The sequence below is a fragment of the Zoogloea sp. genome (genome assembly GCF_028689785.1).
Taxonomy (GTDB): domain Bacteria; phylum Pseudomonadota; class Gammaproteobacteria; order Burkholderiales; family Rhodocyclaceae; genus Zoogloea.
In genome coordinates, this window is sequence record NZ_JAQVCN010000005.1 from 130,791 (window position 1) to 143,625 (window position 12,835).

The window sequence follows — 12,835 nt, forward strand, 5'->3', positions numbered from 1 at the left end:
GGGTGATGCAATTTGGCCCCGATCATGCCCGTGTGGCTTGCGGCGGACTAAGGAAGGAAGTCCCGGATTCATGACAGCGGGGTCTACGAAGTGACGAGGATGCGGTCATAGTTCCTGCTTTCAACCGGGGCGGCCGTCCGCCCGGGCTTGCAGATAGACAGGCACCAGGCGCGCGGCCCATGGCACTACCACCGCCAGCCAGCCGAGGCTGCTCAGGGTCAGCAGCAGTTGCGGGTTGCCAGGCAGCAGGTCGGCCAGCACGCGCAGGCCGGCGACGGCGTGCAGGCCCAGGGCCAGGCGCCAGGTCAGGGTGTCGGCCACCAGGGGGCGGCCGGAGTGGCCGAGGCTCACCCGAGACACCATGGCCAGACTCATGGACGCAAAGAAGCCGACCGTCAGGGCATGCTGGGGCGCCAGGCCGAGGGTGCCCAGCCCGCTCACCTGGAGCAGGCCATTCACACCCCCCAGCAGCCAGGCCACCCCCAGCCAAAGAAAGCCCAGATGCAGCATGGCCAATAGCGGCACGGCAAAACTGCGCCGCAGCTGCCAGCGGGCGCTCAGCCAGAAGGCCGTGGCCGCGCCGGCCAGATCGGCCGGCCAGGCCCAGGCGGCGTGGTCGGCGGCGGCACAGGCGCCATGGATGAAGCTGGCCGCCAGCAGGGCCATCAGTGCGCTGTCGGGGCGGATCGCCTCGTAGCGGGGCAGGGCCGAGGCGGAGAAGAAGGGAATCATGCGGTGGCTCACCACCATGAACAGGGGGGTCAGCAGCCACCACAGCCCTATGGCAATGCCTGTCCGGGCGAAGGCTGCTTCGCCGGACAGGGCGTAGCCCATCCACGCCAGCAGCCCGGCGGCGCCGGCCGCCAGTGCCAGCCAGGCGCTGGCCGGGTGGAGGCGTGCGGTACCGGGCTTGAAGGCCACTGGATACAGGCGCCCCAGGGCCAGCACCCAGCCGGTCAGCACCAGCGTCAGGCCACCGACGCGCAGGCCGGGCGAGTTGACCAGCAGCCCGCCGTCGAACAGCAGCCAGCCTGCGCACAGCAGCAGCCACGCCGGCCGTGCTGCCGCGCCCGGCGTGTCGGGCAGGCCCTGCCAGCGGGGCATGGCGGTCAGCAGGAAGCCGAAGACGAAGAAGGGGAAGACGCCGTAGCTGGCCCACAGCCCATGCACCCAGCCGGGCGGCCAGGGCCATGCCGGGCCGGCGAGGAGGCCGCTGCGGGCCAGCATTTCCCAGGTCCAGGGCAGAAAGACGAGGACGGCCTGGAGCATGCCGGCCAGGAACATGGCCCGATGAGGGGCGGCAAACAGGATCGGGCCGGTGGGCCCGCCAGCCGGGGGCGGGGCGGGTTCGCTGGGGCGGGGCTGCAGGCGGAGGGGTTTATCCATAAAGGGGTAGGCGGTGTCTGCCGCGGCGTCGGGAGCTGCGGACGGGGTTAGAATCCCTCGTGGGCATGTCGCCCCAATTGAGAGTCAGTGTCATGTCCACCGAGAAAATCGATATTCCCGGCCTGTTGAGCCGGATGCCGCTCTTCAGCGCCCTGTCCCCGGAAGACCTGTCCCACATGGCGGCGGCCACCCGGGAGCGGCGCCTGCAGAAGGGCGACCGGCTGTTCCAGCGCGGTGACCAGCCCAAAGGCTTCTTCCTGGTCGTGTGGGGGCAGGTCAAGCTGGCCTTCACCTCGGCCCAGGGTAACGAAAAGGTGGTCGAAATTCTCGGCCCGCTGCAGAGTTTCGGCGAGGCGGTGATGTTCCTCGATCAGCCCTATCCGGTGCTGGGCGAGGCCCTGGCCGACACCCTGGTGCTGCACATCGGTGCGGCGGCGGTTTTCGGGCAGACCGAGCAGGACCCGCGTTTTGCGCGCAAGCTGCTGGCCGGCATGTCGATCCGCCTGCATTCCATGGTGCGTGACGTGGAGTCGTATGCCCTGCGCTCGTCCACCCAGCGGGTCATCGGCTATCTGTTGCAACTCGCCGAGAGCGTGCCTTGTGCGCCCCAGCCGGGTGAGCGGGCAGTGGAGCTGCCCACCAGCAAGCAGGTGATCGCATCGCGCCTGAGCCTGACGCCGGAAACCCTGTCGCGCATTTTTCACGAGCTGTCCGATGCCGGGCTGATCTCGGTGCAGGGCAAGCACATCATCATTCATGACGCGGTCCGCCTCGCCGAGCACGACTGAAACTCAGGGGGCCGGCATGGCGCCGGCGTGGCGGATATGGATGGCAAAGGCGCCGTCCTCGCCCGTCTCGGTGCGGTGGGTGTAGCCATTGCGGCGCAGCACGTCATACAGGGGCGTCGGCTCCCGGTACAGCAGCAGGATCACCTCGCCGTCCGGTGGCAGGGTGTCGAGGGCTTCGAGGGTCAGGTTGAGGGGCTCGGGCGGCAGCAGGCCACGGGCATCGACGATCACGGGGGCGGGGCTGGACGACATGTTTTAAGTCCTGATCAAACGGGTGGGTCAGGTGTCACAGAGTGGCCCTGGGGGGCCGGGCCAGCCTTGACCCTGCTCAAGGGACTGATGCTTCTCCGTGTCGGGCGGCGCACCCGGTTTGGGCGCCCGGATGCTACATTCCGCGCCATGCCATACGAGATCACATTGTGAAGGAGGGGTCCGCCCTCCTGGTTGCCCTGCTGCTGGCAGTGGCCATTGCCTATTGGTCCGACCATTACCGACTTGCCGATCAGGCCCTGACGGTGCGTGAAGTCGAGGGCCCGTCGCGCCCGGCTCCGCCGCCGGCCTTGCCCCAGGCCGAGCCTGTCCCGGAGCATCTGGACGTGGTCGCGCCTAGCGACCCGGCGGCCCGGGCGGCCTTGTGCGAGGAGTTGCTGGAGGTGATCCGCGGGGTCGATGCAGCCTTGCAGTTGCCCCAGTCCTCGGCCACCGTCGAACAGCTCACCACCCGTCGCCGGGTGTACCAGGAGAAGCGTGCCACCCTGGACTGCTGATTGCCCCGTGGGGCTTCAGTGGCTGGTGCCTTCGGAGCGCTGGATCTTGTTGAACAGGTTGTACTTGCCGATGGGCTTGCTCGCCGGCAGGCGCTTGATCTCCTTGAAGGTACTGGCGTCGAGGAAGATCAGCGCACCGTCCTTCTCCATCAGGCTGGCGATCACATAGCGGCCGTGGCGGTCGAACTCCACGTGGGCGAAGGTCTTGCCCGGTTCGGGGCGAACCTGTGCCACCACTTCGAGACGCTCCTTGTCGATGACCTGCAGGGTGTCGCGGGCGCTGGGGCTCATCATCGAGTCCACCCAGGCGTAGGGGCTGTTTTCGTGGCTGCGCAGGAAGAAGCCTGGCCCCAGGGTGGGGATGGTGGCTACGGTGTGCCAGTCGCTCATGCGGATCACGCTGACCTGGGCATCCTTCAGGTTGGTGCTGGCCACCACCCGCTGGCCCTTGTGCAGCCAGGAGATGCCCGACCCCAGGTGGGGCATGCCCGGCAGATCCAGGCCGGCGATGGCCCGGCGTACGTCAAGGTTGATTACCTGTCCGTGTCCGTCCCGGCTGGCGCCGACCACGTTGGCGTAGTCCTGGGTGAAGAAGAAATCGTCCAGGGGTTGCTCCAGTGCCGTGCGACGGGGGTTGAGGTAGCCCGGCGTGGCGATGGCTTCGCCCATCTTGTAGTCGTGGACGTAGCCATCGTGGAAGGCGGGGGCGGCCGGGTCGTAGGACAGCTCCCAGATTTCCGGCAGATCCTTCAGCCCGACGATGAAGCTCCGCCGCGGCCCTGCGTCATAGACGGCGGACAGCCGTGAACGCTGATCGCCCTTGAGATTGCGTCCCTCGACGAGCTTGATCAGGCGCAGGTCGGCATCGAAGATTGCCAGGTTGCCGGGCAGGTAGTTGGCTACCGCCACGTAGCGGCCGTCGGCTGACACGGCTGCGTTGCGGGTGTTGATGCCGGCCCGTACCTCGCTCACCACCTGCAGGTTCCAGATGTCGAATTTGCTGATCCAGCCGTCGCGGGAGGCGAAATACACGTAACGCCCGTCCGGGCTGAACTTGGGGCCCCCATGCAGGGCATAGCGGGAGGGGAAACGGTGAATGCGCTCCATGCGGTCGCCGTCAAGCACGCTCACATGGTGATCTCCGGCCTCGACGACGATGAACAGGTTCATCGGATCGGCCTTGGCCACGGCACCCTGGCGGGCGTCGGGCAGGCTGCCCCGGGGGAAGTGCTCGACCCGCGAGGCGCGAATGTCGGCCTCGCTCCAGCTGGGGGCCGGGCTGACCGGGGTGTAGATCCACCCGGAGAGGGCTTCGATCTCGGTGGCGCTGAGGATCTGGCCGAAGGCCGGCATCTGGGTGGCGGGGCGACCGTCGCGGATGGTTGTCTGGGCATCCTTGTGCTTGAGGCGCTCCAGGCTCTCCGGCAGCAGGGCCGGGCCCATGCCGCCAAGGCGGGCGGCGCCATGGCAGGCGATGCAGTGCTGGTTGTAGAGGGCGGCGGCGTCGGCGGCCCGGGCGCTGTGGCTGGAGACGGCCAGCGCGGCCAGGGCGAGGAGGGAGAGCAGGCGGTTCATCGCGAGATTCCGGTGGGGGCTCAGGCGGCGGGTTGCAGACGCACCCAGGGCTTTACTTCCAGGCGCTCGCCTTCGGCCACGCCGATCTCGGCGTTGCCCAGGTAGCAGCCCGGGTCTTCCTGCCAGGGGTCGCCGGTGAGCTGCTGGGCTCGCACCCGGGTGTTGCCATTGCACATGGCCAGGTAGCGGCACTCGGCACAGCGCCCCTTCACCGGACGGGGCGACTGTTTGAGGCCGGCCATCAACGGGTCGGAGGTGTCGCGCCAGATATCACCGAAGGCACGTTCGCGCACGTTGCCCAAGGTGTGGTGCCACCACATGGTGTCGGGGTGCACGTTGCCCAGGTTGTCGATGTTGGCCACGTTCACCCCGCTGGAGTTGCCACCCCACTGCATCAGCTTGGCCTCGATGTGGGTGGCGTGCTGGGGAAAGCGGCGCTGCACCCAGTGCAGGAAGAAGGGGCCGTCGGCATCGTTGTTGCCGGTGGTGAAGTCTTTGTCGAGGCCACGCTGCTCGCAGTTCCAGGCGGTCTCGAAGAGCAGCTCCAGGGCCTCACGGGTCAGCTGATGGCGGGCGTCGTCGGCCCGGTTCTTGTTGCCCCGGCCGGCGTAGTTGAGGTGTGAGAAGTAGAAGCGGTCAATCCCTTCGTCCTCCACCAACTGCAGCACGCCGGGTAGGTCGACTGCGTTGTCCTGGGTCATGGTGAAGCGCACTCCCACCTTGACGCCCAGGTCACGGCAGCGGCGCAGCCCGGCCAGGGAGCGGTCGAAGGCGCCGTTGAGGCGACGGAAGCGGTCGTGGGTGTCGCGGATGCCGTCCAGGCTGACCCCCACATAATCGAAATCGGCGGCGGCGATGCGCTCGATGTTGCCTTCGTCGATGAGGGTGCCGTTGGACGACAGGCCCACGTAGAAGCCCATGGCCTTGGCCCGCCCGGCGATCTCGAAGAGGTCTGGGCGCAGCAGGGGTTCGCCGCCGGAGAGGATCAGCACCGGCACCCGGGAGGCCTTCAGATCGTCCATCACCCGGAACACCTCGGTGGTGTCCAGCTCGCCGGCAAAATCCTTGTCGGTGGAGATGGAGTAGCAGTGCTTGCAGGTCAGGTTGCAGCGACGGATCAGGTTCCAGATGACCACCGGCCCGGGAGGCTGACGGCGCGGGCCGAGGGGGCTGGGGCTGGCGATTTCGCGGATGTAACTGGAGATACGGAACATGACCTTGCCTTCCGGAAGAGTTGGGACGATTGTCCGCGCCTGTCTGCCCCTGCGGCCTTGATGGGTATCAACCTGGCTCGTAGTCTTGTGCAATGTCCGCAGCCATTGCGCCGGGCCCGGGAAGAAGGGGTAATCTGAATGCCGATGCATCGCCCTGGCCCGGCACATGTGCTTGGATCAGGCAATTGATCATGGGCGCACCGCCTGCATAATTGCTAAAATCATCAAAAATAACTAAATCAACGAAGATCCTTGCGGCAGCGGAGTTTGATTATGGATCACGCGGACAGCCACCCCGATGACACCGGGCGCCACCGGCACACCGTTCTGGTAGTGGACGACGAACCCATCAATCGCATGGTGCTGGAGGGGGTGCTGCCCCATCACCTGAAAGTCATTTCGGCGGCCAGTGGCAGCAAGGCCCTCGAGATGGCCGCGGGCGAGCCCCGGCCGGATCTGATCCTGCTCGACATCATGATGCCGGACATGGATGGCTTCGAAGTGCTCAAGCGTTTGCGCGAGGTGCCGGCCACCCGGGACATTCCGGTGATCCTGGTAACCGCCCTGATCGACGAGGACAGCGAGCAGCGCGGCTTCGGCCTGGGGGCAGCCGACTACATCCACAAGCCCATCCACGCCGCCATCGTCAATGCCCGGGTCCAGGTGCAGCTTGAAGCCAAGGCTGCCCGAGACATGCTTGATCGCAACAACCAGCGCCTGCGCCACAAGGTGGAAAGCGGAGCCCAGGCCCTCGAAAAGGCCCAGATGCAGCTCATGCAGGCGGAGAAAATGGCCTCCCTGGGGCAGCTTGCTGCCGGCATTGCCCACGAGATCAACAATCCGGTGGGTTTCGTCGGCTCCAACCTCGGCTCCCTCGAGACCTACGTCAGGGATCTGCTGGCCCTGGTGGATGCCTATGAAGGGGGGGGGCAGCAGGTGGCCGACCCCGCCCCCTTTGCCGAAGCGACAGCCCTGCGTGGCAAGCTCGACTACGCCTTCCTGTGCGAGGACATCCTGTCCTTGCTCCGGGAGTCGGCCGAAGGGGTGGACCGGGTGCGCAAAATAGTCAGCGACCTGAAGGACTACTCCCACACCAGCACCGCGGAATGGCACTGGGCCGACCTGCACCAAGGCCTCGAATCCACGCTCAACATGGCCCGCAATCAGCTCAAGTACCACTGCACGGTGGTCAAGGAGTTCGGCGAGTTGCCGCCGGTTTACTGCTTGGGCTCGCAGCTCAATCAGGTGTTCATGAACCTGCTCGTCAACGCCGCTCAAGCGATCCAGGAGCAGGGCGAGATCCGCCTGCGTACCGGGCGCCAGGGAGATGACAGGGTATGGGTCAGCGTGACGGACACGGGCAAGGGGATTCCGGCCGAGGACCTGCAACGTATCTTTGAACCCTTCTACACCACCAAACCGGTGGGCCAGGGCACCGGCCTGGGTTTGTCCCTGTCATGGGGCATCGTCGAACGCCACCATGGCCGCATCGAGGTGAGTAGCGAAGTGGGCAAGGGCACCACCTTCACCGTCATCCTGCCCATAGAGCCTCCCCCCGAAGCCACCGAGCCCTGAAGGCGCCCCACCAGCGGTCTGCCAAGGGCTCAAGGTGAGGCGGTCGAATGAACTCGACCCCACGGTGCATCCTGTCAGCGCCCACCCCATGGCATCACCGGGACGGTGGAGATGCTGTTGGCGGGGGCGCCTTCAATCAGCTTGCGGCTGATGGCCACGTACACCAGGGTGTTGTTGGCCTTGTCCCACATGCGCACCACGCGGGTTTCCTTGAACACCAGAGAGGTATCCTCCGAGAAGATCGTCTCGCTCTCGGGCAGCTTGGCGGGCAGGGTAATGGGGCCGGTCTGGCGGCAGGCCAGGGAGAACTGGGACGGATCCTGGGCCAGGCCCAGGCTGCCGGACACGCCGCCAGTACGGGCCTGGCTGACGTGACAGGTCACGCCGGGCACCTTGGCATCCTTGAAGGCCTCCACGCACACCTTGTGGTTGGCGCCGATCAGTTTCCAGGTGGTGGTGGTGCAGCCGATCTCGTCGGCCTGGGCGGCGGTGGTCGCCAGCAGGGCGCCCAGCAGGGATAGGGAGAGCAGGGTCTTCATCGGGAGTCCTCGTGCGGGGGCGGCATGGCAGCCGCCGGGAAGTGCTGACAGAATGGATGGCGTGCCGACCTGGCCGCTTCTATCCGAATCACTGTAACCCAAAGTCATGGCCATTGTTCACCCCGAAGGCTGGCGCGAGATGCAGGCGACCGGCGCCGCCCAGCGCGAGATCGAGACCCTTGCCCTGCTCGCTGCCGGGCTGGACGACGCCTACACCATCTATCACGGCGTGCACTGGACCCGGGTGGGGCAGGCCGGGCAGGCCTTCGTCGGCGAGATCGACTTTGCCATCGTCGGCCCCACCGGCAAGGTGCTGCTGGTCGAGCAGAAATCCGGCTTTCTGGCGGAGACGCCGGAGGGGCTGGTCAAGCGCTATGCCGACCGGGAGAAGAATGTGTCCCTGCAGCTGGCCCGCAGCACCGATGCCCTGACCCGCCGACTGCGGGCGGCCTGCGGCGGCGAGCCTGTGCCGGTGGAGGCTCTGCTGTATTGCCCCGATTACCAAGTGAAACAGGCCGGTACCGCGGGGCTGGACCCGGCCCGCATCGTGGACGCGGCCAAGCGCGATTATCTGGTGCCCATCATCCGCAGCATCCTGCCCGCTAGCGGACCGGCGGTGACTGACCGGGCCCGCATCCACCGCTTTCTGGGGGACGTGCTGCAACTGGTACCTGAGGTTCATGCCGTGGTCGGCCAGGCCCACGCCCTGTATACCCGCCTGTCCGGAGGGCTGGCCGAGTGGGCGCGGCGCATCGAGTGCGACCCGTTCCGGCTACGCATCATCGGCACGGCCGGTTCGGGCAAGACCCAGCTGGCCATGGCCGCCTACCGGGATGCGCTGGCGGCCGGGCGGAGGCCTCTCTACGTCTGCTACAACCGGCCCCTGGCCGATCACATCGCCCTCATCGCTCCGCCGGGGGGTGAGGTGGCCACCTATCACCAGCTCGCCGACCGCCTCAGCCGTGCCCTCGGGCAGGTGCCGGATTTCAGTCAACCCGGGGTGTTCGACCGGCTGGAGGCGTTTCTCGATGGGCATGCACCGTCCAACGCAGACTGCTTTGACGAGATCATCATCGACGAGGGGCAGGATTTCCGTGCTGGCTGGGCCGACAACCTGTTGCGCTTCCTGCGCCCCGGGGGGCGGGCGTGGTGGCTGGAAGATCCGCTACAGAACCTCTATGGCCGACCGGCGGCGGCCCTGCCCGGCTGGGTGAGCCTGCGTTCGGACACCAACTACCGCAGCCCCCGGGACATCCTCGCTACCCTGCGCCGGCTGCTGCCGGTGGCGGAGTCGGTGGAGGCGGGCAGCCCCTTGAGTGGTGCTGAGGTGGACATCCTCACCTATGCCAGCCCGGGTGAGCTGGTGAGCAGGTCCGTGAGCGCCATCACCCGGGCCATCGGCCTGGGCTTTAAACGCAGCCATATTGCCCTGATCAGCTACCGGGGGCGGGAGCATTCGGCCCTCAGCCCCTTCACCCGCCTGGGGCCTTACAGCCTCAGGGCGCCCACCGGCCGCTACGACCTGCTGGGCAACCCGGTGCTGACCGAGGGTGACATCCTCATCGACTCGGTGCTGCGCTTCAAGGGTCGGGCCGCGCCCTGCGTGATCCTGACCGAGATCGACTTTGCCGAACTGGACGACAAGGCCATGCGCCGCCTCTTCGTGGGGGCTACCCGGGCAACCATGCGGCTCACCCTGGTGGTGTCGGAAGCCTCGGCCAGGGTGCTGCAGGCCCGGGTGGCTGTGTAACGGTGGGGTCGATTGAATTCGGCCCCGCGGGCACTCCCGTCAGCATCCCTACCCGTGTCAGGGCTCGGAGAACGCCATGTGGAAACCGTCGGTGATGGGGCCGGCCAGGTAGCCGAAGAGGCTGCGTTCGCCGGTCAGGATGGCCACGCTCACCGGTACGCCGGGCATCAGCGGGTAACGTGTACCCCGGTGGTCGAAGGCCGTGCTCTCGGGGGCGATGCGCACCCGGTAGTGGGGCATTTTCTGCTCGTCGAGTACAGAGTCGGGGCTGATATGTACCACCTTGCCCTTGATCGGCTGGAAGCCCCGGGCTACCGACGAAACCAGCTGGATGCGCGCGTCCTGGCCAACCCGCACCATGCCGATGTCCCCAATGGGCAGTTTGGCTTCAATCAGCAGTGGCTCATTCGCCGGAACCAGGGTCATCAGGGTGCCGCCGGGCTGGATCACGCCGCCTTCGGTAACCACCTGCAGGGTCATCACCACGCCGTCGATGGGGGAGCGCACCACCAGGCGTTCCTGGGTGTCGGAGAACTTGCGCATGCGCTCCTGGGCTTCGGCGATCTGCTTGCGGGTGTCGGCCAGGTCTTTCTGGAACTGTTCGCTGTCGCCCGAATCCAGGGAGCGCAGGGAGGCGTCTTCCTGCTTCTGGGCGGCGGCGACCCGGCGCAGGGAGGCGTCGATTTCCTTCAGCGTGCCCCGGGCGAGTTCTTCTTCCTTCAGCAGGTTGAGGTGCTCGTAGCGGTTGGCGAGGCCCTCGGCGAGGAGCTTCTGGCTGATCTCGATCTGCTGGGCCAGCAGGCGCAGCTTGCCCTCGGTGTGGGCGCGGCGGGCATGCAGTTCGGCCTGTTCGGCGCTGCGCTGGCTGATCTTCTGGGACTGGGCCTCGTAGCTGCTGCCGACGCGGGATTTCTGGGCCAGCAGCAGGGCGCGGGCGGTTTCCACCTGGTCGGGGAAGCGCTTGGCCAGGTCGGCTGGCACCTTGAAGTCCGAACGGCGGGCGAGCTGGGCTTCGAGGCGCAGGGCCTTGATCTGCAGGGCGCCGAGCTGGGCTTCGAGCTCGCGCATGTCTGATTCGGCGGCGCTGCGCTCGACTTCGGCCAGGGGCTCGCCAGCCTTCACGCTCTGGCCCTCGCGCACCAGGATGCGGCGCACGATGCCGCCTTCCAGGTGCTGCACCACCTTGGTCTGGCCGGCGGTGGTGACCTCGCCGGTGGAGTGGCTGGCGATGTCGAGGGTGAACAGGAAGGACCACAGCAGCAGGGTGCCCAGCAGCAGGGCCAGCAGGCGGATGGTCAGGCGGCTGCCGACGAGGGCATCGGTGGGCTGGCCGTCTTCCTCGCGGGGGGGCATGATCAGCCGGGTCAGGCGCGACAGCAGGGGGTGGGTCTCGAAGGCGCCGAGGATGCGTTCGAGCAGGCGGCTGGCGGCGGGCGGCGGGGTGTCGGGAAGCAGGGTGGAATCAGTCATGGGTGCTGTCTCCGGCGGCGACGGCGGGCGCTGCTGGGGCGGTCGGTGCGCGGACAACGCGGGGCTGGGGCTTCTGGTTGAGGTCGATCACCGCCTGGGCGGCGGAGATGATGAAGGGCTCGTTGCTCATCACCACCAGGCTGTGGCCTGACTTGACCAGGCGGTTGAGGATGTTGGCGATGGCCTTGCAGCCGTCCGCATCGACGCCCTCGGTGGGGTCGTCCAGCACCACCACGCGGCCCTTGCCCAGCAGGGCCCGGGCCAGGGCCAGGCGACGGCGGATGCCCAGGGGAATGCTGTTGCCGCCGTTGCGCAGGACCAGGCTGAGGCCGTCGGCGCTGCCCTCGACGAAGGGGCCGATGCCCAGCTCACGGCATAGGGCCAGGATCTCGTCGTCCGGCGTATCGGGGGCCATCACCGTGAGGTTCTCCCGCAGGGTGCCGTCGAAGAACAGGGGCTCCTGGGGCAGGTAGGCCACCTGGCGCCGCCACCAGCCCGGGTCGGCCTGGCGCAGGTCCATGCTGTCGGCCAGCAGGCGGCCGCGGATCGGTTCCAGCAGGCCCACCAGAAGGCGGGCCAGTGTGGTTTTGCCGGTGCCGTTGGCGCCGATCACGGCCACCACGCCGCCCGCTGGCAGCTCGAAGTCGAAGTGTTCGAAGATGGGGGTGGGCTGCTTGGAGTAGGCAAAGGCCGCATCCTCGAAGCGCAGGCTGCCGCTGTACTGGCCCAGGGTCATGCCGTCGCTGCGCTCCTGGGGGATGGCGTTGAGCTGGCGGATCAGTTCGAGGGCGCGTTGGCCGCGGCCGATGGCCTCGCCCAGGCCCAGCGCCCGGGTCAGGGCGGCGAGGGCGCGGCCGGCCAGGATGTTGGCGCCGATCAGGCTGCCCACGTCGAGCCGCCCGGCCAGCACCTCCCGGGCACCCATGGCCATGACCAGCATGCCCAGCAGCACGCCGCCGGCGTAGCTGGCGTTCTGGATGGTGTTCTGCAGGCTGCCGAGGGTGGCGCGCAGGCCGGTGAGTTCGGTGGTGCATTGGTTCCAGCGTTCGCGCAGGGCGCCGGCGGCCTGGAAGGCCCGCACCAGTTCGGTGCCCGAGGTGAGGGTCTGCTGGTGGCCGGCGAGCTGGATGGTGCTGCGGCTCTGGGCCTCCATGGGCTCGCGCAGACGGCGCTGGGCGAGCAGGGAGACCAGGATGACGCCGCTCATCACCAGGATGGCGGTGAGGGCCAGGATGGGATTGAGCAGGGCCAGCACGAACAGGAAGACGAAGGCGAAGGGGGCGTCGAGCAGGGTGATCAGGTTGCCGGCGCCAAAGCTCTGCTGGGTGGTGGCGAGGCCGGACAGAATCTCCCGCCGGGCGGCCACCGGCAACTGTTCAAGCAGGGCGTACTGGCCGCGCACGCTGCTGTCGAAGACTGCCTCGCCCAGGGCTGCGTCGGCCCGGGCGCACAGCCACTGGGCGATGCGCAGGCGTGCCGAGCGCAGGGCCAGCTCGAAGACCACGGCGATGATGGCGCCGACGGTGAGGGTCAGCAGGGTGGTGTCGATGCCCAGGGCCAGGTAGCGGTTGAGAACCTGGATGCTGTAGAGGGAGCCGGCCAGACCAAGGAGGTTGATCAGCAGGGAGGACAGGAACAGCTCCATCCGGAGCCGGGGGTGGAGGGCGAGGCGTCGCCAGAATTCGTTCATCGGTTCACGGGGGTGGGTTCATGGGGCACTGCCCCGGCTCCCATGCGGGAGGCCGGGGCAGGCGGGCCTGGGGCTGCCGGG

Annotated in this window: 11 protein-coding genes; 4 read left to right on the forward strand and 7 right to left on the reverse strand. The window is 67.6% G+C overall.

Going from position 1 to position 12,835, the window contains the following annotated elements; genetic code table 11:
* Positions 1–120: 120 nt before the first annotated feature.
* The gene (locus PHI64_RS04575) at positions 121–1,386 is read right to left on the reverse strand and encodes an NnrS family protein (RefSeq protein ID WP_299879280.1); all 1,266 of its coding nucleotides are present in this window, start codon (positions 1,384–1,386) and stop codon (positions 121–123) included.
* 92 nt (positions 1,387–1,478) lie between these two features.
* On the opposite strand from PHI64_RS04575, the gene PHI64_RS04580 reads away from it, so the two are divergent.
* A complete protein-coding gene (locus tag PHI64_RS04580; protein ID WP_299879283.1) occupies positions 1,479–2,174 on the forward strand; it encodes a Crp/Fnr family transcriptional regulator in 696 nt (231 codons plus the stop codon).
* A gap of 3 nt (positions 2,175–2,177) precedes the next feature.
* Here PHI64_RS04580 and PHI64_RS04585 read toward each other — a convergent pair whose 3' ends face one another.
* Positions 2,178–2,426, reverse strand: a complete 249-nt coding sequence (locus PHI64_RS04585; protein WP_299879286.1) for a DUF2249 domain-containing protein — start codon at positions 2,424–2,426, stop codon at positions 2,178–2,180.
* Positions 2,427–2,593: 167 nt separating this feature from the next.
* Between PHI64_RS04585 and PHI64_RS04590 the strand changes: the two genes are divergently transcribed.
* Positions 2,594–2,941, forward strand: coding sequence for a hypothetical protein (locus PHI64_RS04590; RefSeq protein WP_299879289.1), 348 nt, complete (start codon positions 2,594–2,596; stop codon positions 2,939–2,941).
* Positions 2,942–2,956: 15 nt separating this feature from the next.
* On the opposite strand, the gene PHI64_RS04595 is transcribed toward PHI64_RS04590, so the two are convergent.
* Together PHI64_RS04595 and nirJ are read right to left on the reverse strand one after the other, a co-directional pair.
* A complete protein-coding gene (locus PHI64_RS04595) occupies positions 2,957–4,516 on the reverse strand; it encodes a cytochrome D1 domain-containing protein (RefSeq protein WP_299879292.1) in 1,560 nt (519 codons plus the stop codon).
* Between the two features lie 20 nt (positions 4,517–4,536).
* The gene (gene nirJ / locus PHI64_RS04600) at positions 4,537–5,730 is read right to left on the reverse strand and encodes a heme d1 biosynthesis radical SAM protein NirJ (RefSeq protein ID WP_299879295.1); all 1,194 of its coding nucleotides are present in this window, start codon (positions 5,728–5,730) and stop codon (positions 4,537–4,539) included.
* A 273-nt stretch (positions 5,731–6,003) separates the two neighbouring features.
* Between nirJ and PHI64_RS04605 the strand changes: the two genes are divergently transcribed.
* Positions 6,004–7,305 (forward strand): ATP-binding protein, encoded by a 1,302-nt coding sequence (locus PHI64_RS04605; protein WP_299879298.1) that lies wholly within the window; start codon positions 6,004–6,006, stop codon positions 7,303–7,305.
* A 74-nt stretch (positions 7,306–7,379) separates the two neighbouring features.
* On the opposite strand, the gene PHI64_RS04610 is transcribed toward PHI64_RS04605, so the two are convergent.
* On the reverse strand, positions 7,380–7,844 hold the full coding sequence (locus PHI64_RS04610; protein WP_299879301.1) for a CreA family protein: 465 nt from the start codon (positions 7,842–7,844) through the stop codon (positions 7,380–7,382).
* Positions 7,845–7,950: 106 nt separating this feature from the next.
* Here PHI64_RS04610 and PHI64_RS04615 point away from each other — a divergent pair, with 106 nt between their 5' ends.
* Entirely contained in the window at positions 7,951–9,594 is a 1,644-nt protein-coding gene (locus PHI64_RS04615) for an ATP-binding domain-containing protein (RefSeq protein ID WP_299879304.1), read from the forward strand.
* 57 nt (positions 9,595–9,651) lie between these two features.
* Here PHI64_RS04615 and PHI64_RS04620 read toward each other — a convergent pair whose 3' ends face one another.
* Both PHI64_RS04620 and PHI64_RS04625 read right to left on the reverse strand, forming a co-directional pair.
* Positions 9,652–11,064, reverse strand: a complete 1,413-nt coding sequence (locus tag PHI64_RS04620) for an HlyD family type I secretion periplasmic adaptor subunit (RefSeq protein ID WP_299879307.1) — start codon at positions 11,062–11,064, stop codon at positions 9,652–9,654.
* A complete protein-coding gene (locus tag PHI64_RS04625; RefSeq protein WP_299879310.1) occupies positions 11,057–12,754 on the reverse strand; it encodes an ATP-binding cassette domain-containing protein in 1,698 nt (565 codons plus the stop codon). The genes PHI64_RS04620 and PHI64_RS04625 overlap by 8 nt, the downstream gene beginning before the upstream one ends.
* Positions 12,755–12,835 lie beyond the last annotated feature (81 nt).